Origin of the sequence: Actinobaculum suis, from assembly GCF_900618115.1 — a bacterium.
Lineage (GTDB): Bacteria > Actinomycetota > Actinomycetes > Actinomycetales > Actinomycetaceae > Actinobaculum > Actinobaculum suis.
This window is the reverse complement of sequence record NZ_UYIO01000001.1, coordinates 1,509,842-1,530,393: the sequence shown is the minus strand read 5'-3', so window position 1 is coordinate 1,530,393 and position 20,552 is coordinate 1,509,842. Positions and strand designations below refer to the sequence as shown.

At 57.6% G+C, this 20,552-nt stretch carries 16 protein-coding genes; 8 read left to right on the top strand and 8 right to left on the bottom strand.

The features are described 5' to 3' along the window. Positions 1–61: 61 nt before the first annotated feature. Complete coding sequence (locus H8274_RS06270; RefSeq protein ID WP_065415132.1) at positions 62–1,504, top strand: tryptophanase; 1,443 nt, start codon at positions 62–64, stop codon at positions 1,502–1,504. A gap of 117 nt (positions 1,505–1,621) precedes the next feature. Next, positions 1,622–2,353 carry a hypothetical protein gene (locus H8274_RS06265; protein ID WP_185934109.1) on the top strand — a complete coding sequence of 244 codons (732 nt, stop codon included), beginning with the start codon at positions 1,622–1,624 and terminating at the stop codon, positions 2,351–2,353. Between the two features lie 161 nt (positions 2,354–2,514). Here the strand turns inward: H8274_RS06265 and H8274_RS06260 are convergent, their stop codons facing one another. From H8274_RS06260 to lpdA, 3 genes are all read right to left on the bottom strand, one after another. Continuing rightward, entirely contained in the window at positions 2,515–3,087 is a 573-nt protein-coding gene (locus tag H8274_RS06260; protein ID WP_185934108.1) for a hypothetical protein, read from the bottom strand. Positions 3,088–3,325: 238 nt separating this feature from the next. Next, a complete protein-coding gene (gene sucB, locus H8274_RS06255) occupies positions 3,326–5,053 on the bottom strand; it encodes a 2-oxoglutarate dehydrogenase, E2 component, dihydrolipoamide succinyltransferase (RefSeq protein WP_185934107.1) in 1,728 nt (575 codons plus the stop codon). An 86-nt stretch (positions 5,054–5,139) separates the two neighbouring features. Further along, positions 5,140–6,510: a dihydrolipoyl dehydrogenase gene (lpdA, locus tag H8274_RS06250; RefSeq protein ID WP_065419489.1), complete on the bottom strand. Its 1,371-nt coding sequence runs from the start codon at positions 6,508–6,510 to the stop codon at positions 5,140–5,142. Positions 6,511–6,690: 180 nt separating this feature from the next. On the opposite strand from lpdA, the gene H8274_RS06245 reads away from it, so the two are divergent. After that, positions 6,691–7,056, top strand: a complete 366-nt coding sequence (locus H8274_RS06245; RefSeq protein ID WP_065415128.1) for a hypothetical protein — start codon at positions 6,691–6,693, stop codon at positions 7,054–7,056. Between the two features lie 358 nt (positions 7,057–7,414). Further along, positions 7,415–7,852 (top strand): hypothetical protein, encoded by a 438-nt coding sequence (locus H8274_RS06240; RefSeq protein WP_185934106.1) that lies wholly within the window; start codon positions 7,415–7,417, stop codon positions 7,850–7,852. 178 nt (positions 7,853–8,030) lie between these two features. Here the strand turns inward: H8274_RS06240 and H8274_RS06235 are convergent, their stop codons facing one another. Further along, positions 8,031–8,774 (bottom strand): DUF3043 domain-containing protein, encoded by a 744-nt coding sequence (locus H8274_RS06235; protein WP_185934105.1) that lies wholly within the window; start codon positions 8,772–8,774, stop codon positions 8,031–8,033. Positions 8,775–9,277: 503 nt separating this feature from the next. Here H8274_RS06235 and H8274_RS06230 point away from each other — a divergent pair. Together H8274_RS06230 and H8274_RS06225 are read left to right on the top strand one after the other, a co-directional pair. Further along, entirely contained in the window at positions 9,278–10,633 is a 1,356-nt protein-coding gene (locus H8274_RS06230) for a dipeptidase (RefSeq protein ID WP_185934104.1), read from the top strand. Beyond that, positions 10,626–11,609, top strand: a complete 984-nt coding sequence (locus H8274_RS06225) for an FKBP-type peptidyl-prolyl cis-trans isomerase (protein WP_049620121.1) — start codon at positions 10,626–10,628, stop codon at positions 11,607–11,609. Before H8274_RS06230 ends, H8274_RS06225 begins: the two co-directional genes overlap by 8 nt. A gap of 184 nt (positions 11,610–11,793) precedes the next feature. Here the strand turns inward: H8274_RS06225 and H8274_RS06220 are convergent, their stop codons facing one another. Then, positions 11,794–13,800 carry a DEDD exonuclease domain-containing protein gene (locus H8274_RS06220; RefSeq protein WP_244924540.1) on the bottom strand — a complete coding sequence of 669 codons (2,007 nt, stop codon included), beginning with the start codon at positions 13,798–13,800 and terminating at the stop codon, positions 11,794–11,796. Positions 13,801–14,105: 305 nt separating this feature from the next. Next, positions 14,106–14,687: a hypothetical protein gene (locus H8274_RS06215; RefSeq protein ID WP_065415124.1), complete on the bottom strand. Its 582-nt coding sequence runs from the start codon at positions 14,685–14,687 to the stop codon at positions 14,106–14,108. 93 nt (positions 14,688–14,780) lie between these two features. Here H8274_RS06215 and H8274_RS06210 point away from each other — a divergent pair, with 93 nt between their 5' ends. Both H8274_RS06210 and H8274_RS06205 read left to right on the top strand, forming a co-directional pair. Continuing rightward, entirely contained in the window at positions 14,781–16,001 is a 1,221-nt protein-coding gene (locus H8274_RS06210; protein WP_049620119.1) for a pyrophosphate--fructose-6-phosphate 1-phosphotransferase, read from the top strand. A 367-nt stretch (positions 16,002–16,368) separates the two neighbouring features. Beyond that, positions 16,369–17,733 carry a class II 3-deoxy-7-phosphoheptulonate synthase gene (locus H8274_RS06205; protein WP_185934463.1) on the top strand — a complete coding sequence of 455 codons (1,365 nt, stop codon included), beginning with the start codon at positions 16,369–16,371 and terminating at the stop codon, positions 17,731–17,733. 6 nt (positions 17,734–17,739) lie between these two features. Here the strand turns inward: H8274_RS06205 and H8274_RS06200 are convergent, their stop codons facing one another. Beyond that, entirely contained in the window at positions 17,740–19,740 is a 2,001-nt protein-coding gene (locus tag H8274_RS06200) for a serine/threonine protein kinase (RefSeq protein WP_244924618.1), read from the bottom strand. 202 nt (positions 19,741–19,942) lie between these two features. Beyond that, on the bottom strand, positions 19,943–20,419 hold the full coding sequence (locus H8274_RS06195) for a lytic transglycosylase domain-containing protein (protein WP_049620115.1): 477 nt from the start codon (positions 20,417–20,419) through the stop codon (positions 19,943–19,945). Positions 20,420–20,552 lie beyond the last annotated feature (133 nt).

The window sequence follows — 20,552 nt, the reverse complement described above, 5'->3', positions numbered from 1 at the left end:
GCGTATTCGCTAAGGTGGGCTCGATAATAAAACGATTGACGTTTAGGCAAGGAGTTTTCTTATGGCTAACGTGAAGTTCTACGGCGATCAGCATTTTCCATTGGAAATGCACAAGGTACGAATTATCCAAAAACTGCGCCTACTGCCGATAGAAGAACGCCTCACCGCGATCCAAGAGGCCGGTTTCAACACCTTCCTGCTTCAAAATAAAGACGTGTTCTTGGATATGCTCACCGATTCGGGCGTCAACGCGATGAGCCAAGAACAGCAGGCCGCGATGCTCAATGCGGACGATGCATATGCCGGTTCGGCCACGTACTACCGGTTGGAAGCCAAGGCCAAAGAACTATTTGGGATGGACTATTTCCTGCCCGCCCACCAGGGCCGTGCCTGCGAGAACATCATTTTCTCCACCCTGGTAAAAGAAGGCGATATCGTCCCCATGAACTACCACTTCACCACCACGAAGGCACATATCGTGGCCAATGGAGGCCAGGTAGCGGAATACCTATATCCGGAAGGTATTGACGTAAACGTCGATCACCCGTTCAAAGGCAATATGGATACCTCCCAACTGCGAGAGTTGCTAGCCTCTCCGGCCTCGGTTCCGGCGGTAAGAATGGAAGCGGGCACAAACCTGATCGGCGGCCAACCGTTCTCGCTGGCAAACCTGCGCGAAGTAAGCGCGCTATGCCGCGAATTTGGAGTGCCGTTAGTACTCGACGCCTCACTCCTGCAAGACAACCTGTACTTCATCAAGGAACGCGAACCACAGGCTGCAAACATGTCTGTTCGGGAGATCGCGCTGGCAATCGCGGCGGCTTGCGATATTTTCTACTTCTCTGCCCGTAAGCTCGGCTTCGGGCGCGGTGGAGGCATCCTCATTCGCGATGAAGCTACCTATAAGCAGATGCGCGGGCTAGTACCGATGTTCGAAGGTTTCCTAACGTATGGCGGCATGTCAGTACGCGAGATGGAAGCGATCACGGTGGGGCTGGAAGAAACCATGGATTATGACATGATCTCCCACGGCCCGCGGTTCATCGCCTATACCGTAGATGAGCTCGATAAACGCGGTGTTCCAGTGGTAAAACCCGCCGGCGGCCTGGGTGCCCACCTCAACGCCATGGAATTCGTGGACCACATTGACCAACGAAACTACCCGGCCGGTGCCCTCAACGCCGCCCTCTACCTTGCCTCCGGAGTGCGGGGCATGGAACGCGGCACCATGTCTGAAGAGCGCGACGCCGCCGGAGTAGAACCACTTGCCAATATGGAACTAGTGCGCTTGGCATTACCACGCCGGGTCTTCACCCTCTCGCAGGTCAACTACCTTATTGACCGCGTGACCTGGCTCTACGACAACCGCCAGCTGATTGGTGGCCTCGAGTGGGAAGAAGAACCGGAAATCTTGCGCTTCTTCTACGGCCGGATGCGGCCCGTATCGGATTGGCCGGCACAGCTGCTCGCAAAATTCCGGGAAGATTTCGGCGATTCCCTGTAATACTCGCAATACCGGGGCGAGCAGAACAACCCGGGCTAATCGCCGCCTGTGGATAAGTCCGCAACGGCAAAAGTGGATAACTGCTAGCCGGGCCTTGCAGTCTGCTTTGCTAGCCGTATGCGTGAAGGTTTTGTGGCTCTGGGAATCGGAATTGTGGCCGGATTTTCGCTCGTATTGTGGTCTGCGGGGGAGAGCGCCGTAAGCCAGCCGGAAAACACACCCGGCGAAGTAACTTTGCGGATCTCCCCGCACAAATCCGGGAAGAAAACACCAAAAACCGGGAACGAAACGGCAAACCTAGCCCCGCAACCCGCGAGCGCGGCGGCGTCGGAACCCGGCGCGGAGCCAGCAACGGAACCAGACCCCGCAGTAGCGCAAACGGCCCCGGCAGCGAACACCCCCGGAACAACGCAGACTCCCCAAACCGCATCGCGCTCCGAAAAAGAAAAAGAAAACCCTCCGGCTGGTATCCGTGGGAACCAGCCGGAGGCAGAAAGCATTGCCCGTGGTTTGCTCGCGCAACGCGATGCGGCAATCATGGCGGGAGACAGGGCCCAGTTGCAGGCCCTGACGGTTCCCGCCTCACCAGCTGCCGCAGAAGATGCCGCGCTCGCGGACTTTTTGGCCGCCAATCCTGTCTCCCAGATACACACGCGCATGGTTTCCGCGCACTGGACCGCCGAATCTGAGCTACAAGTGCTAGAAGTGCTGACGGTGCAAGAAGAACTTGTCTTTAACAGCGGTGAGCGTGTGCCAGCCGGACCGGAACGCTGCGCACGCTGGGTGGTAGAAAGCCAACCCTGGCGGATTTCCGAAGTTTTGCCCTGCCCCGAGACCGCGCGCCACTAAAACGACAGTTGTATAGCTGCGCATTTTGTTTAGTGGCCGGCTGGCGGGGCTGGTTTGTTTTGCCGCCGGTAGTGCCCTTTTGTTTAGCCGCCGGCAGCGCCCTCTAGCTTTACGGGGCGCTGGGGCTGACTGGGGCTGGCTTGGCGGCCGGCTGGGCCGGTTTACTTGCTAGCCGGCTGAGCTGGGTGTTGCGCGATGAAATCCTTGGCTTTCTGGGCGTCCGGATGATTTGGGCACAGGGTTACCGCACCTTGCAAAGTGCCAATGGTATTAGCAGAAGGTGTGGCAGAAAGCGAATCGATTCCGAAGGCCGGGGAAGCGCAAGTGGTGTAAAGATCGCCGAGGGAAGCGGCCGAACCAGCATCGCTGGCGGCTTTGAGTGCGGCTTCTTCTTGCGAGTTTCGGCCGCTACTCTTCCACTGCACACCGTTATAAACCGGCGCGCAAGCAAAACGATCCGCAGCACCTTTCTGCCAGGCTTCCTGCAGGTTTGCAAATTCGGTTTTTTCTGCCGTGCCGCCCGTCATACAAGAAACCGGCTGGTCCTTTTCCGGATCAGTGACGGCCTTGCGTTCCGTCTGGGAAGCCCCCTGCGTTGAACCGGAAGCCTGCGTAGCTGCAGAACTTGCGGAAGCATTTCCGGTCGAGTTTTGGGTCGAACCCGAACCAGAACAAGCGGTGAGTGCAAAAGAAAAGGCAGCAAGAAGAGCGGCCGCCGCGTGAATTTTATTCATAGAAAAAGTATAGAACGGGCTTTTCGTCCTTCCAAAACCTGCATAAAACTAGAGGTAGAGAAATGAATCATGGCCTATTTGGGCGGCGTGTATAATTGGCGCATAACGCGACACTCGGAAAACAACCGGAAGCATAAAGCGGGGCCGGGATTCTCGGAAACTTGAGTTTGCCACCCAGTTTCCGGTTGCATCCCGGCCCGCTTGTTTGGGGTTGTACAGCCCCGGTTTGGTTAGAGCTTTACAGCCATTCGTTGAAATCAGTGTTTTCGAGGAGGTTCTTGAAGTCCTTCAAGAACCGGCCCGCTACCGCACCGTCAACGAGCCGGTGATCGTAGGTGATCGCCGGGTAGAGGTAGCTACGGATACCGATCAGTTCGCTACCATCAGCCGCCTTGACGATGCCCGGTTCGCGCATAATCCCACCGATTCCGAGGATCGCAACTTCCGGTTGGTTAATAACCGGGGTGTCGAACATGACGCCGTTGCCGCCGGTGTTGGTGATGGTGAAGGTACCGCCGGTTAGGTCGTCCACGCCGGCGCTCCCTTCGCGCACCTTCGCCGCGCCCACATTGATAGCGCGGGCCAGGCCGGCCACATTGAGATCTCCAGCGTTCTTGATTACGGGAACGTACAGGCCCTTCGGGGTGTCAACCGCGATGCCAATGTTCTCGTAGTCGAAGTATTCGACGGTCTTGCCGTCTTCGGAAATCCGGGCGTTGAGGGTCGGGTGAGTCTTGAGCGTATCTACCGCGGCCTTCACGAAGAAGGGCAGATAGGTGAGCTTGGTGCCCTCGCGTTCTTGGAAAGCGTTCTTTTGCGCCTGGCGCACCTTCACCAAGTTGGTCACATCCACCTTGATAACCGTGGTGAGCTGGGCAGAAGTTTGCAGCGAGCCGACCATGCGGTCCGCGATCGTGCGGCGCAGGCGCGACATCTTCTGCGTGGTACCGCGCAGTTCCGGATCATCCGGGCCACCCTTGACCACCTTCGCAGCCTTCGGGGCTGCGGCCGGAGCCGGAGCAGCAGCCGCAGCGGCGGCAGGTGCCGGGGCAGCTTGTGCGGCCTTGGCGGCTTCGGCGGCTGCGTGGGCCTCTTCCACATCCTGGCGGCGAATACGGCCGCCCACGCCGGTGCCCTGCACGGTAGTTAGATCCACCTGCAGTTCTCGGGCGAGCTTGCGCACGATCGGCGTGATGTAAGCATCGGGTTCGGTAGCAACCGCAGGTGTGGCCGGAGCTGCCGGGGCCGCGGCCGGAGCAGCAGATGCCGCCGGGGCAGAAGCAGCCGGGGCAGCAGGAGCAGCAGCCGGTGCCGCCGGGGCGGCCGGTGCCGGGGCAGCGGCCGCGCCATCGCCAATGTAGGCGAGCACGGTACCTACCGCTACAGTTTCGTCTTCTTGCACGGCAATGGACTGGAGTACGCCGCTGGCCGGAGCCGGAACTTCCGAATCGACCTTATCGGTGGAAACCTCCAGGAGCGGATCACCCTCGGAAACTTCCTCACCTTCGGCAACCAACCAGGAGGTTACGGTACCTTCGGTTACCGATTCGCCCAGGGCGGGCATCTTCACGGCGACGCCGGTACCCGCACTTGCCGGGGTGGCCGAGGAGGCCGGAGCAGCCGGAGCAGCCGGAGCAGCCGGAGCAGCCGGAGCAGCGGGGGCTGCAGGAGCCGGGGCGGCTGCCGGTGCCGGAGTGGCGGCCGCAGCCGCGGCCCCACCGATTCCGGAACCATCACCGATATAGCCGAGCACGGTACCTACCGCTACTTCTTCATCTTCTTGTACCAAGATTTGTTCCAGTACGCCTTCTGCGGGGGAGGGGACTTCGGAATCAACCTTGTCCGTCGAAACCTCGAGGATAGGCTCATCGAGCGAAACCGTATCGCCCACTTCCTTGAGCCACGAGGTGACGGTACCGGTATCAACGGATTCTCCCAACGCGGGCATTTTAATTGGTTCAGACATGTAATCCCTCAGTTCAGTTTTCTTACGTCTAAAAGCTTGTTATCTGCGGCACGAGCGTTATCCACGCGGTACTGCGGTAATTCTTGCTAATTGTGAAGCGGCTTGCCAGCCAGCTTGAGAAGGACTTCCCCAATCGCTTCGTTCTGCGTGGGATGCGGGTGAATGAGGCCATCGTAATCCTCCGGATAGGCTTGCCAACCCACCATCGTCAGACCTTCGCCAATCTGTTCGCCCATGCGCTTGCCAATCGCGTGGAAACCAACGATCGGACCGTCCTTCACGCGCACCAGCTTGACGAAGCCCTGCGCACCCAGGATCTGCGACTTGCCGTTCCCCGCCAGGTTGAAGGAAGCCGTAACAATGTTTTCCTTGCCGTACTTGGCTTCCGCCTTGTCTTGGTTCAGCCCCACCGAAGCGATTTCCGGTTCGCAGAAGGTAATCCGCGGAATCAGGGTTTCGTCAATAACGCGCGGGGAGAGCCCAGCGATTTCTTCGGCCACGAACATGCCCTGCAAATACCCGCGGTGTGCCAACTGGATACCCGGCACAATGTCCCCAACGGCATAGACGCCGTCGATATTGGTACGCAGGCGCTCATCGGTCAAAACGAAACCGCGATCCATATTCACGCCGATTTCTTCATAACCCATGCCTTCCGTGCGCGGGGCACGGCCGATGGCAATGAGCAGGTATTCGGCCTCGAATTCCTTCCCATCCTGGGTGAAGACCTTCACCGAATGGTCGGTTTCTTCGAGGTGGTCGAACATGGTGTTGGTGGCGAACTTGATACCACGCTTGCGGAACTGGCGTTCCAGGTTCTTACCGATTTCGGGATCTTCCGCGTGCACCAAAGTGGGCAGGCCTTCAATGATCTGTACGTCCGCACCGTAGGAACGGAAAGCAGAGGAGAATTCCACGCCGATCACCCCGCCGCCGAGCACGATGATCGATTTCGGCGTTTCCTGCAAATTCAGCGCTTCGGTGGAAGTGAGAACGCGCTTGGTGATTTGCTGCCCGATCGTCTTCGAGTAAGAACCAGAAGCAAGAACCAGGTTCTTCCCGCGATACTCCGTACCATCAACCGTCACCGTGTGCGGGGCCGTGACCTTGCCCCAGCCGTTAATCACATCGACCTTGCGGCCCTTCAACAGGCCCTGCAAGCCTTTGAACATGCCGGCAATTATGCCGTTCTTGTAGTCCTGCAGGGCTGGCATATCGATACCCGTTAGGCTTGCTTGCACACCCACGCGCTGCGCTTCGCGGGTTTCGTCAGCAACTTCGGCGGCGTGCAATAGTGCCTTCGTCGGGATGCACCCGTAATGGAGGCAGGTGCCACCTACTTTGTCTGCTTCGACGAGCGCAACATGTAAGCCCAACTGGGCTGAGCGGAGCGCCGTAGCGTATCCGGCGCTACCGCCTCCGAGAATCACTACATCGTATTCCTTGACTTCTGCCACCAAATTCTCCTTACGGTTATGAGTGAGAGCAGTACGCGGACGTGGTCCGCACCACGGTTCTATTCTGCCACTTTGGAATGACTAAAGGGCTAGATATTTCTATCATTTACATGCTACGGATACGTAACTTTGTTGTTGAGGTAGCCAGAATCTCGCACGCAAGATCTGTAGGCTTCTCCTATGAGTTTTTTCTCGCGTTTGAAAAATAAGCATAATCGCCGTTCTGGGGGCGGTGCGGGGCGTCGCGGTGGCGGCCTGTTTTCCGGCAAGAACAATCGAGAGGAAAACACGCGTGTGGAAGAACACTTGCGTGCTTTCACTTCCACCCGGAAAGGAGTGGAAGCCTATTTTGAGCCGGCCACCCCGCGGGAAGAACCCGCTTTGTTGCTAATCGCGCGCGACGGCGAATGGACGCGGCGCAAAGTGCAAGACTTGAAAGTAGCGCTTAGCCTTGCCGAAAAGCTGGGTTTGCCGTTCTACGAAGTACAAAAAACTGGCTACCCGAAGTCTATGCGCGAATGGAATGAGCGCCACCGGGCTGGATAATATACCGGGCAGAGCCAAGCTATCGGGCGGAGCCAAGCTACCGGGCGAAGCCAAGCTACCGGGCAGGGGCAAACCGCCGGGCAGGAGCCAAGCAGCTCCCGGCAGGGGTTTTGCCCGGGGTGCGCTTAGCCGCCCCACATTGGGCACAAGCAGCTATCGGGCAGGGGCTTTGGGCGCGGCCCGACGCGGCCCCGATGAGGCACAGTTTCTTGCAGTTACAGCGTAATATACGCAAGATAGATGCGGAGCCACTCGGGGCTTGCAGAAAAAGATGCATAAATAATGAAGATGCACGAATAATAGTAGGGCTCTAATTTGCTCGGAGTGCGAAAACCGATCGATAGGACAGGGGTTTGTAGTGGCAGAAGATGGCGAAATTATTAAGGACGATCGCCGCCGCGCGACGGGGTGGCCACGCTTCCTCCTGCTCGCCCTCTTAGTAGCGGCAGTAGTTTTTTGTTGGAGGGGAGTTGTTTCCGCAACTTCTTCGGCAATTGACGGGAATGGTCTGGACGTATTTACCACGATTCTGGCTGCCCTTTGCTGGCTGGGAGGGGCTATCGGTTGCTTGCACAATGGCCGGAAAATGCGTTGGGTCGCCACCGTGTGCTGGATTATAAATATTGCTTTGCCTTTCTTCGGCGTGGGTTTCCCAGATGCTTTTGTGCCCGTCAATCCCTGGTATCGAGGTGGGGAAACCTATTTCTATCTGCCCACGCTCGGCGCGATTTTGGCGCTGGCCTGGTTGCTATGGTCCCGGCCCTCAAACCTCCAAAAAATGCGCGAAGCCGCCTAACCTTGTACTTGCCGGGCGGGACTTCGGGTTAGCCGAATGGGAACGAAAGCGCGCACTAGTAGGGCCGACACCTCACACTAGCTGGCGGAGCAGCTAACTTACGCTGGCCGGGCGGCACGAAAAAGCCGGGCTGGCCAGGAAGAACTGGGGCCAGCCCGGCAAGCGGGTTGCGTTTCTCTTATTTTTCTTTCTTAGCGCGGCGTAGTGTGCGCTTTTCTTCGCGCTTTTCGGCCCGCGCCTGGCGCCGATCTTCCCGATTCTTTTGGCGAGCGGCTCGCAAATCTTCCGGAGCTCCGCCCTCGGGATATTCACCTATTGCGCACTGCGTGCGCGGCATACGCCAGCGGCGCGGATAGAAAGTACGGACCCACATTTGGGAAATCGTGCGATCTGGAACTTTGTCCGCCCCGTACTTGTGTGCCACTAGGGTGCGAGCGCGATACGCGGCCAACCAACCATCGAAGAGCATTACGAACAGCAAACCGTAAGTTCCCCACACGAAGTATTGCATCACCACGGGGTTGGCCCGCAACACGAAAATCCCAATGAAAATAATGGCGAGCAAGGGGAGTACAAGGGTCGCAAAGTGGCGCCGCGAATCGATACAGTCACGTGCAAAACGGCGAATAGGGCCGCGATGCAGCTCCGGCATATTCTTTTCGTCACCTTCGCGCATGGCCTTTTGTTGCCGTTCGTAAATCTCATTGGAACGGGCACGCTGTTCCGCCTTGAGGATCTTCTTTTCTTCCCGAGTCAACGTGGATTTTTCGGAAATGATTGGACGCCGATTGCGGCGTTCTACGTCCTTACGTTTCGGGGTGGGCCGTCCCTTACCCGGCGTATAGCCCTTCGGCCGCTGGGCGGGCGCCGAAGTTTCCGGTTTTTCTTCCGGTTCGGTTTTTTTCTTCCCAAAAAGTGCCATGCGCAGTCTTTCTCAGTTTGCCAATAATCTTGCCGCGCCAAGTCTACGTGTTCACCAGAAAAAAGTGCGCGACGCCGGCCTACTATCGTCTCTTCGTTGCTCTAACGACGCCGTAACCCGAACTGCGTCGGACGCAACCGCGAAACCGCGGGGCATCCGTAGGTACTAACAACACCGTGCCACAACCGCCCCGAGAACAAACCAACATCCGCCACAAACAATTCCGCCACAAACAATACTGTGTGGTGAAACGATTATCTCGCCGCACTGCTATCTCGGCGCATTGCTATCTCGCCGTACTGCACCGAAGCCAGTGCGCGGTGGATATAGAAAACACAGGAAACACAGCAGGAAAATGGATACGGAAAACGCGGTGTGGAAAAGCAGAGCAGACAACACCGTATGGAAAACTCGATACGAAAATACGTACGGAAACACGGAAAAACAGGGGCCACGATAGGAAGTTACCGCGGGCAAGCACGGCGGCGCGCTAGGCTAAGCCTATGACTTCAGATCTGGCGAAAAAGGTGGATGAGCAACTGGCTCACCATCGTGAAGAACTCGAAAATCTCATCCGTATCCCCTCGATCTCGGCAGACGCTTTTGACCAAGCGGAAGTACGCAAAAGCGCAGAATACGTAGCCCAATTGGCACGTGAGCGCGGTTTGGAAGCCGAAGTAGTGCAGGTGACTGCGCCTTCTGGTTTGCAAAGCCGGCCGGCGGTATTGGCACATAAGCAGGTGGGGGAGGATAAACCCACGGTTTTGCTGTATGGGCATCATGATGTGCAACCGCAAGGCACCGCCGAGGGGTGGGAAACACCACCTTTTGAGCCAACGGAACGGAATGGACGCCTGTACGCGCGGGGCGCGGCCGATGATAAGGCGGGCGTCATGGTCCATATGGGCGCGCTTTCCGCGCTGGGCGATGAGCTCGGCGTGAACGTGACCTTGTTTATCGAAGGTGAAGAGGAGATTGGGAGCCCCACCTTCCACGCCTTCTTGGAAGAATATCGGGAGCGTTTGGCGGCCGATGTGATCGTGGTGGCCGATTCGAGTAACTGGAAGGTTGGCGAACCAGCACTTACCACTTCTTTGCGCGGGGTGGTACGGCTCGGCGTGGAAGTGCGCACTTTGAGCCACGGGATTCATTCCGGCATGTTTGGCGGGGTGGCCTTGGACGCAGTGACGGCGATGAGCCACATTATTGCTTCATTGCATGATGAAGACGGAGCGGTTGCGGTTGCCGGTTTGCAAAGCTGGGACGACGCCGAGGTGGAGTACACCGAGGCCGATCTGCGGCAAGACGCGGGAATCCCGGAAGATATGCAGATTATTGGGCGCGGTTCGTATAACTCGCGGATGTGGACGCAACCGGCAATTTCGGTGATTGGTATGGACGTGACCTCTACCGCTGAATCTTCCAACACGATTATTCCAGTGTGCAAGGCTTATCTTTCTTTGCGCGTAGCACCGGGCCAAGATCCGCAAGAAGCCGGCGAACTTCTGGCAAAGCACGTGCATGAACACGCCCCGTATGGAGCGCAGGTAACTACTGAAGTGGCGGAAGCCGGCCCCGGTTTCAAGGTGAATAGTGGGGCAGCGGCAACGCAGATTATGCGCGATGCACTATCGGAAGCTTTTGACCATCACGCGGTGGGAATTGGTACCGGCGGTTCGATTCCCTTCGTAGCGGATCTACATGAAGTGTTCCCGGAAGCAGAAATTCTGATTACCGGGGTGGAAGATCCCGACACTCGTGCACATGCCCACAACGAATCCTTACACCTGGGCGACTGGCGTAACGCTATTCTGGCAGAAGCATTGTTGTTGAAGAATTTGGGTGAAAAGCATGCGTAAATCGATCCTGGCCGTTTCTTTGGCCGCTGTAGGGTTAGCATTGGCCGGTTGCTCGGGTGGTGCTAATTCTGATGCCAACGCTTCGGCCTCGGCTTCTGCAGAAGCTACCGCTTCAGCTACCGAAAGTGCAGCTCCAGTAGAGATCAACTATACGAGTGAGGGAATGCCAAAGCTGGCGAAGAACGACGCCGGCCAGCCCATCCTCGAGTTCCCAACGAAAGAAAAACCCGCCGATCTGCGAGTGGAAAAACTGGAAGAAGGCACGGGTGCGAAGATTACCGCGGCTTCTACGGTAGTGGTCAACTATGTGGGCCAGCAGTGGGGTGATGCGAAGGTCTTCGATTCTTCCTTTGAACGGGGCGCGGCTGCATCCTTCCCGGTAGGTGGGGTAATCAAGGGCTGGTCTACGGTGCTGGAAGATTCGCACGTGGGCGATAAGTTCATTGTTTCCATCCCGCCGGAGCTCGGATATGGCGAAAGCGGTACGCAGGGAATCGAACCGAATGCCACGCTCGCTTTCTACGTGGAAGTTAACGGGGCCTGGCAGGGCGATTCGGCCGGGCAGGCAGATGCCAAGGTAGAAACCGATCCGGATTCTTTGCCGGTCAAATACAAGGGCGAGTTGGGTCAGCCGGTAACCGACCTGGCGGTCAAGGAAGGCCAAGCAGCGCCGCAGGAAATCACCACGAAGGTGATTGCGCGGGGCACGGGCCAGCCGATCAAGGAAAAATCGATGGTGGTAGTCCAGTTCGAAGCAGTTTCTTGGGATAACTCTTCGGTTGCTGAATCCACCTGGAAACCGCAGGCCCAAGGCACGCCTTCCGGCCCGCGCGTCTTCCCTTCCGATCACGTACTCTTTGGCCAGAATTTGCAGGGAGTTCCGGCCGGATCGCGCGTTTACATTGGCGTGCCTGATCCGAACAAACCAGACACGGCCTCCATGGGCGTGGTGGCAGACATCGTGGCCGTCTACTAAGACTAGCCGTCTGCTAAAACCGGCTGGCTGCTAAAACCGGCCGTTTAGCAAAATCGGCAGGCTACTAAAGCCAGGCGGCTACTAGAACCAGTTGTTTGCTAAATCAATACGAACGGAAAATAAAACGATTATTGGCCGGCTTTGCTAGGTCCGAACATACGGGCCAAGCAAAGCCGGCCAAAGTTTATTTATTGCGGGGAAGCTGGCGCAGGTTTGCGGGCAGGCGGAAACGTGCCGCACCCTGCACGGGTACTCCTAGTGGCATAGTGCCGATATGTTCCAAAATACGCGTGCGCGGATCTGCCAACCAGTTCGCCAAAATCTCGGTTTCCTCACTGCTTGCTAAACCCGCTGCCCGTTCCGGGCGGTCTACTAATTCCGCGTTTTGTGCGAGCAACTGTGCCTGTCGCGGAATATCAGCGGCCGGCACCCGGGTTTGCGCCCGTGCGGCGGTACTTGGTTCTGCCGGTGTGACGGTACTTGGTTCTGCTCGTGCGGCGGTACTTGTTTGCGCCCGCACTGCGGCATCTGCTGGCGTGCCTGCTGGAGGCCTTGCCGCAGCATTTGTTCGCGTGCCGGTTTGCGGCGAGGCTAGCGGGAGGGCGGGGCGTGCGGCGTCGGCACAAAAACTTGCGGCGGTGAGACGCCCCCAACAGATAACGGCGATCTCCCAGCCCGAATCGCGGCGCCGGGCGGCAATAATCCGGAAACTGCGCCACAAAGGTAAGAGTTTTTCGCGGCGCCGGGCAGCGCCCATAAGCGCGGCGAGGCGGTCGCGTTCGATTGCGGCTTGCTCAAAGTTTTCGGCGGCCGCGAGTTTGCGGATCAAAGCCAAGTGGTGCTCCCATACGGAGGCTACGTCTCCAGCCAAAATCTGGGCGGCACGCCGTGAAGCAACCTCAACCGGGTTCGCCGTGCCGCGCGGTGGCAAAACACATTGCCCGGGTGCAGAGCCAGGTACGTGCCCGGGAATCGTACATGGCGAATCCGAAAAATCGGTGGCCCGCGGGATCTGCAAACCCCCTTCGCGCAGGCCTGCTTCTAAACAAATTAGTTCTTTGGCGCGCCGGGCCGCCGCACCGGAAAAGAACGGCCCTAAACAGTTTTCGATATCTGCGTCTGGGATGCCGCGCGCTACCCGAATATGCGGTTCGCCGGTGCGAGGTTTGCGGTCCAAAACCAGCCACGGTTGCGAATTAGGCCGGCGGGAGCGGCGATTATAAGGCGGATCGTATTTTTCTATATGCCGCAATTCCACTACCGCGGCTTCTACCGCGGTAGCCGTGGGGAAGGCTTCCACTTTTTGGGCCAGGTCCACCATTTCGGCCATCCGGCCCCGCGTTTCTGCGGCGGTGAAATATTGGCGCACGCGTTTGTACACGTTTTTCGAGGTGCCTACATACAAAACTTCGCCGCGCGGCCCCAGAAAATGGTACACGCCGGGCCCTTTCGGAAGCCCATCGGCAAGGTAGGCGCGGCGGCGCCGGTGGGCGGGCACCGGATTGGAAGCCGCAAACAAATCCGCAATATGAGTGACCCCGCGCGGGCCCAAACGCCCCAAAATCGTGTACAGCACGTCTACGGTTGCCCGGGCATCCGCCAAAGCCCGATGGCTGGGGCTGTGCGTGGCACGGCAAAAACCGGCGAGCGTACCGAGCTTATAGTTCGGCACCTCTTCCCGCGTGAACACGCGACGCGCCAGGGGCAAAGTATCAAGCACCGGCAAACTGGGAAAATCCAGGCCCAAAACCTGAGCGGCGCCGCGCAAATGCCCAATATCGAAACGGGCATTATGAGCTACCAAAACCGGGCGGGAATCCGGATCCACAAAATCTAAAAACGCGGGTAGCGCGGCGGCAATTTTTGGGGCGGTTACCGTCATCGCGGTAGTGATCCCGGTGAGGGAAGCAATAAAAGCCGGGACGGGAACTTCCGGGTTCACCAAAGTAGAAAACTCACTCACGGTTTCTCCGCCGCGTGTTTTCACCGCCCCGATTTCCGTGATCGCGTGCAAACCCGGTTTATTTCCGGTGGTTTCCAGATCGACGACGATAAAAGTCACTTCGTTGAGTTCTGGCCCCAAATCCGTAAAAGTAAGCTGTTCAGGCGCGGGCGGGGCCGCCCCTTCCCGGTGAATCCGAGCCGGATCAAGATCGAGATAATCCTTACGAGACGCCCGGCCAGTTCGCATATTTTCGCAGTCCTTTCACAAAGATTCGCGCGTCACCCCATCAGCTTACGCACAGCGCACCAATTCCGCGGTTTGTGTACGGGTGCTAATTCCGCGGTTTGCGTGTGTACGGTTTTCGCGGAATTGGTGCGCGGACTAATTCCGTGGTTTGCGTGTGTACGGTTTTCGCGGAATTGGTGGGTACTAGTTCCGCGATTTGTGTGCGCCGACTAATTCCGCGGTTTGCCAGCGGACAGAACCGCGGAGCTGAGCCGTGATAGCTAAGTGCGGGCGGGAATCAAAACTGAGTAAAACTGAGTAACTGGCTAGAGGCGGGCGCCGTCGTCGAAAGGATCGGTATCTTCCCGGGCGGGGGAGGTGCAAACAACTGCCGCCCCGACGAGGCCTAAAGCTACCAGCGCACAAACTGCAGCGCCAAACGTGCCATATGGCAAGTACCCGAGCAGGCACAATATGGCAAGAACGCCCGCAAGACCCGAGCCACCCCATAGCCATGGTGCGGCCGGATGCGTGGGAGCTGGCGGCGGATTGTAACTCGCAAAAGTTTCCGGATCGTGACCTTCAGCGAAAGGCACGTCCTCTAAATCTTCAGGGGCTGGGTTCCAATCGCGCGGCCCGGCCGGGCGCGGCGCAAAATTCTCAGTATGTGAAACGGCGTCTGCAAAGGCGGGCGTAAACTTCCCTGGTGCTGTGGTGGTTTGCGGTTCGCCAGTTAATTGCCGCTGGGCGTTATCCTCCGGGGACGCGGGTGTGTGCGGCGGCAAATTCTGCGGCGGCGCGGTAGTAGTTTCGGAGTCGGCAGCGAATTCTGCTTCGAGTTGGCGGGAAATATCTTCCCAGGCGGCGTCGAAATCTTTATCCTGCGGTTCCTCGGCTCGTTGGTCCATGAAGATCAGCTTAGCCGCCTGTAGGATAACTAAGGACGGTAGTGGCTCGGGCCGCTACCCGATTGGTATTTTCAGGAAACGGAAGGTTCAAAGATGACTGTCCGCCGAGTTGCGCTACTTACTGCCGGGGGTTTTGCTCCCTGCCTTTCCTCCGCCGTGGGAGGTCTCATCGAGCGGTATACCGAATTGGTCCCTGATGTAGAAATCATTGCTTATCAGTATGGCTACCATGGCCTGCTCACTGGTAACTATATCGAGGTCACTCCGCAGGCTCGCGCGCAAGCTCACGTGCTCCACAAGTGGGGCGGCTCACCGATCGGAAATTCGCGTGTCAAGCTCACCAATAAGAAGGATCTAGTAGAACGCGGGCTTGTTCCCGAAGACGCCGATCCGCTGGAATTTGCCGCAAACCGGCTTACCGAGGACGGCGTAGACGTCTTGCACACCATTGGCGGAGACGATACCAACACTACGGCCGCAGATCTTGCGCATTACCTGCATGAACATGGCCACGAGTTGACCGTCGTCGGCCTGCCGAAGACGATCGATAACGATATTGTGCCGGTCAAGCAATCGCTAGGCGCGTGGACGGCAGCGGAAGAATCAGCCAAGTTCGCCGCCCACGTGATTGGGGAACACCGTTCCAACCCGCGCATGCTCATGGTGCATGAAGTGATGGGTCGTAATTGTGGTTACCTCACCGCTCAAGCCGCCAAGTACTACCACGATTGGGTTGGCAAACAAGAATATGCTCCCGCGCTCGGGCTCACCAAGGAACGCTGGGATGTACATGCCGTGTTCCTCCCGGAAATGCATATTGATATTGCGAAGGAAGCTAAGCGCCTGCGCGCCATTATGGACGAGATCGGGAACGTAAATATTTTCCTTTCCGAAGGTGCTGGCGTGGAAGAAATCGTGGAAGAAATGAAGGCTGCGGGCGAAGAAGTTCCGGTTGATCCCTTCGGCCACGTGAAGCTCGATTTGATTAATCCCGGCCAGTGGTTCGCCCGCCAGTTTGCAGACAAATTGGGTGCGGAAAAGGTCAATGTGCAAAAGTCGGGCTACTATTCGCGTGCTTCGCGGCCCAATCCGGAAGACCTGCGGCTCATTAAAGGCATGGTAGATCTGGCAGTTGAATGCGCACTAGCTGGCAAGCCGGGCCTTATCGGGCATGATGAAGAAAACGGCAACATTTTGACCAATATCGAATTTAGCCGCGTGGCAGGCCACAAGGCTTTCGATATCACCACCGATTGGTTCGTAGAAACCATGCGGTCCATCGGACAAGATATCGAACCTCATCCCGCTAAGTAAACGGTTTCTGTTCTGCAGAACATATAAATAACGCCTGCGAGCCCGGTAAGGTTTTAGCGCCTTGCCGGGCTCGCGTTTTATGTTTCCGAGAAGTTTTGCGGGCAGTGCGGTTTTCCGACGCCGCCGGTGGTCGCCCATTTTTGAGGAAAGTAAACACGGATAAAATGCCAGCCCGAAGGCCAGAAAGTGCAGCGAGGTTGCAGCGATGTTGCCGAGCAGACGCCGCGCAGACCGTAAGCGCCCCGCAATACCCGGCAAGCACCGAGTTACTCGGTAAAACCGTGAAGATGGCCACGAATTGGGGAAGGATACTCCCGCTTGCTGGAATGTTTACCCGCTTACGGGCGGATATGTATACAATCCCGATATGTTCGAAGACGCCGATAATAATGCGATCGCGGAACTTTCCGCATGGAAGAATAAACCTGCCAAGCACCAGCCGGATTATGACGATCCGGAAGAGTTGGCCGGCGTTATCGCGCATTTGCGTAAATTACCGCCGCTGGTTTTTGCTGGTGAAGCAGATGAATTGAAGGAGCAGATTGCCCGCGCCCAAAAGGGCCAGGCCTTTGTGCTGTTTGGTGGCGATTGCGCTGAGTCTTTTGAGAAAACAACGGCAGAGCGGATTCGCGCCAAAGTGCGAACCATTTTGCAGATGTCCGCAATCCTCACTTATGGCGCTTCGGTGCCAGTAGTGAAGATTGGCCGAATGGCAGGGCAGTATTCGAAGCCGCGTTCCAATCCGATGGAAACGCGCGGAGATGTTACTTTGCCCTCCTACCTGGGCGATTCGATTAATGGTTACGATTTCACGCCGGAATCGCGCCGGCATGATCCGCAGCGGCTCATCGAGTCTTACCTGTACTCGGTAGCCACATTGAACCTGATGCGGGCCTTCACGAAGGGTGGTTTTGCGGACCTTTCGGAAGTGCATTCGTGGAACAAGGGCTTTATGGCCAACCCAGCGTACGAAAAGTACGAAACCGTGGCGAAGGAAATTGATCGGGCCATGCGTTTCATGGAGGCCGCTGGGGTCGATATGAAGCAGCGGGATTTGACGGAAACCGATCTGTACTCTTCCCACGAAGCCCTGGTTTTGCCCTTTGAGCACGCGATGACGCGGATTGATTCGCGGACCAAACAGCCGTACATGACTTCCGCGCATTTCCTATGGATTGGGGAGCGTACGCGCGGTTTGGATGAAGCACACGTGGAGTTACTTTCCCGTGTGCGTAACCCAATCGGGGTGAAGCTGGGGCCAGAAGCGACGCCGGAAGATGCGATTGCGCTGATCGACGCTTTGAATCCGGAAGGGGAACCGGGCCGGTTGACCTTTATTACCCGGATGGGCGCCGCAAATATTGTGGAGCGGATGCCACGGGTTGTGGAAGCGGTACGGGCCGATGGACGGCCGGTCACCTGGGTTTCCGATCCGATGCACGGCAATACGATCACGGCTTCCAATGGCATCAAGACGCGCCGTTTCGACGATATTATGACCGAAATTCGGGGTTTTTTCGCCGTACACGAAAAGCTCGGCACCCATCCGGGTGGTATCCACCTGGAGATGACGGGCGACGACGTTACCGAAATTCTGGGCGGTTCGGAAGAAATCGTGGAAGAAACCTTGGGGGACAACTACGAATCCCTGGTCGATCCGCGGCTCAACCACCAGCAGTCCTTGGAAGTTGCCTTCCAAGTGGCTGATATGTTGCGCGACGTCCGCCTCTAAAACTAGTTATTTGTGTTGGCCAGGGCCGGAAGAAACAGTTATCCGCACTGTTTCTCCGGCCCTGATTTCACTTCCGGCAGCCGGCGCCGTTTCCAGGACGGTTCCAATCTTTTGCCCGTTTGGTGTTTCAAAGCTACTGGTCACCAAACCCGCTTTTTCAATCCGGACCCGTGCATCAGTAAGCGAGAGCCCAGCAACTTCCGGCACTACCACGGTGCTTGACTCCACCCCGAAAGGGGCACTTGGCCGTACGAAAACAAAAAAGATGATGCCCGCGAGCGCGAGGAGCAGACAGGCCAAAGCCATAGCCCAAAGTCCGCGCCGCTGGCCAACCGTAGCGCCGCCCGCGCGAACTAACCCGTTCGTATAACCAGTACCGCTTTGGTCCGCATAACCGGTACCGCGGCGCGAGTTTTTCTGGTTTTCGGAAACCGGATGGCCAGTTTGGTCTTCGGGAACCGGAAGGCTGCTCGGGGCTTCAGGAACCGGAAGGCTACCGGTGATTATGCGGGTGGCAGCAGGCCCACCACTATCCGGCATCGAAACTGTGCCATCGGCGGCGTTCGGCCACACAGCTGCGGGGGTAGGCGCCGGAGTGGGAACAAAACTTTGCGCAGGTACCGTTTGCGGTGCAACTTGCGGTAGCGCTTGCGGTGCTCTCTCCGGTGCCGCTTCCGGCGGAGAAAGCGTATATGGAGTAGTTGCCATGCCGGGCGCTTGTAGCGTCGCCTGCGGCGCCGCTTCCGGTGAGGAAGACGTGTATGGCATGGTTGCCGTGCTGGGTGCCTCAGCTTCGCTGGGTGCCTCAGCTTCGCTGGGTGCCTCAGCTTCGCTGGGTGCCTCAGCTTCGCTGGGTGCCTCAACTCCGCTGGGTGCCTCAACTCCGCCGGGCGCCTCAGCTTCGCCGAGCACCTCTGGTATTGCTGTGGTTATTGGCGTGGTGGGTGAGATCGTTGTGGGCGGTGATACTGGCACCGTCGCCGATGTCGGTGTGGCCGGGGATCCTGGTGCGGCCAGCGATCCTGGTGCGGCCGGCGCTATCGGTGTACCGGGGAAAACAGTGGGCGGGGGCCCGGCTGGTGCAAACGACGCCGGTGCGGAGGCATCCGCGGTGGAAGTAATGCGCCGGTGCAGAAGAGAGTCGGGGATTTCGGCGCGCACTTCACGCAGGGCAGCCAGGGCGGGCCGTGCGGTAGGGAAACGCTCGGCCGGAGATTTTGCGGCCATGCGAGTAAGCAAACGGTCGATACTTTCGGGTATCCACCCGGCCTGGGCGCGTAGTAGCGGCAAGGGCCGGTTCAGGTGCTGATAGGCCACATTGGCACTATGCGGCCCGGTAAATGGTTGCTCCCCGCGCAACAGTTCGTAGAACATAATGCCAGCCGAATAAACATCGCAGGCCGGTGAAGATTGGCCGCGCGTCAAAATCTCGGGAGCAGCATAAGCCACGGTTCCGAAAGGATTCGCGCCGGAAGTGGCGGTAGAAACCGCCCGTGCCAAACCAAAATCAGTCACCTTAGCGTGAATGCTATCGGCCGGACTATCGGCTGCAATAGCGTGACTCAAAAGCACGTTTTCGGGCTTAACATCCCGGTGCATGATTCCGGCGTCGTGCGCGGTTGCAAGCCCGCGCAACACTTGTTCGAGCAAGGTGAATGCGGTGCCGAGGGTAAAACTTTCGCAATTGGTAAGCGCGGCACGCAAAGTCGGGCCGGGAACATATTCGAGCACCAGGAAAGGTGTGTCGTTGCCACCGGTGTACCAGGTGCCTTGGTCATGCACGGTGACGACGTACGGGTCACGTAACTGTGCGGCGGTACGTGCCTCGGTGCGGAACCGTTGCACGAAAACCGTTTGGTTAGCTAGGTGCGGGTGCGGAAATTTGAGCGCGATATCGCGTTCGAGAAACAAGTCACGGGCCAGGTACACGGTGGCCATACCGCCCGCCGCTATTTTTTCGAGAATCTGGTAGCGGTCATTGACGGTTTGCCCAAGCTCAGGAAGCATACTCACGCTCAACAAATTACCCTATGGAAGCCCGAAAGGCTCTCCTTATTCGGGAAAAAACGGGCTTATAACCCCACACCAAATCTTGCGCCGGCCTGGCGCGCGCCGGTTTTGTGCCCGCGAGCTTTGCACTTACTGGATTTGCACTTACCGGCCTAGCGCGCGCCGGTTTTGTGCTCGTGGGCCACCGCTTACAAAAAACTTAGAAACGCTTGGCGGCTTGCAAAACGCGCATCACATATTTTTGGGTTGAGGGATAAGGGCCGACCTTTTGAATCGATCGCAAACCTTGGTAATAAGCGCCGATACCTTCGCGCGCCGAGTCCGTGTGGCGTTGCAGGTACCGAATAATGGCAACGCCGGCCGTAATATTATCTGCCGGCAGGCACAGATCAAGTTCGCGTCCTACCAGGCGTTCCGCCCAGCGGCCCGCAGCCGCCACCACTTGCATGGGTCCGACGGCTCCGCAGGGAGAAACTAGAGTGGCGTCGAAACCAGACTCCACATAGGCGTGCGCCATCGCCAGTTTGGGGTTGACTCCCATAATCGCAGCGATCCGGTTCACCATTTCTTGGGTTTCGACTTTTGAAGGCGCTACCTCACGGCTCATTCTTTCGCGTAATTCGTGGGGAAGCGGATCACGGCGTGGGCGTAAAACCCGCACTTTATCAGCGATCATATGCCCTCATTTCTCCCTTGAAGCTCGAACTATGGCGCAGATAAGCGTTCTTATAAATACACCTGTGAGAATAGTTGATCTTGAGTCAGATGTCACGGCCATGCTAGGGAAATTGCATGAATCACATCAAAAA

Bases quoted from the DNA above. Each gene is read 5' to 3' on its own strand.
- H8274_RS06265 (WP_185934109.1), top strand. From the start codon at position 1,622: ATGCGTGAAGGTTTTGTGGCTCTGGGAATCGGAATTGTGGCCGGATTT.
- H8274_RS06215 (WP_065415124.1), bottom strand. From the start codon at position 14,687: ATGGACCAACGAGCCGAGGAACCGCAGGATAAAGATTTCGACGCCGCC.
- H8274_RS06270 (WP_065415132.1), top strand. From the start codon at position 62: ATGGCTAACGTGAAGTTCTACGGCGATCAGCATTTTCCATTGGAAATG.
- H8274_RS06260 (WP_185934108.1), bottom strand. From the start codon at position 3,087: ATGAATAAAATTCACGCGGCGGCCGCTCTTCTTGCTGCCTTTTCTTTT.
- H8274_RS06205 (WP_185934463.1), top strand. From the start codon at position 16,369: ATGTTCGAAGACGCCGATAATAATGCGATCGCGGAACTTTCCGCATGG.
- H8274_RS06195 (WP_049620115.1), bottom strand. From the start codon at position 20,419: ATGATCGCTGATAAAGTGCGGGTTTTACGCCCACGCCGTGATCCGCTT.
- H8274_RS06245 (WP_065415128.1), top strand. From the start codon at position 6,691: ATGAGTTTTTTCTCGCGTTTGAAAAATAAGCATAATCGCCGTTCTGGG.
- H8274_RS06200 (WP_244924618.1), bottom strand. From the start codon at position 19,740: ATGCTTCCTGAGCTTGGGCAAACCGTCAATGACCGCTACCAGATTCTC.
- H8274_RS06230 (WP_185934104.1), top strand. From the start codon at position 9,278: ATGACTTCAGATCTGGCGAAAAAGGTGGATGAGCAACTGGCTCACCAT.
- H8274_RS06220 (WP_244924540.1), bottom strand. From the start codon at position 13,800: ATGCGAACTGGCCGGGCGTCTCGTAAGGATTATCTCGATCTTGATCCG.
- H8274_RS06210 (WP_049620119.1), top strand. From the start codon at position 14,781: ATGACTGTCCGCCGAGTTGCGCTACTTACTGCCGGGGGTTTTGCTCCC.
- H8274_RS06235 (WP_185934105.1), bottom strand. From the start codon at position 8,774: ATGGCACTTTTTGGGAAGAAAAAAACCGAACCGGAAGAAAAACCGGAA.
- H8274_RS06225 (WP_049620121.1), top strand. From the start codon at position 10,626: ATGCGTAAATCGATCCTGGCCGTTTCTTTGGCCGCTGTAGGGTTAGCA.
- sucB (WP_185934107.1), bottom strand. From the start codon at position 5,053: ATGTCTGAACCAATTAAAATGCCCGCGTTGGGAGAATCCGTTGATACC.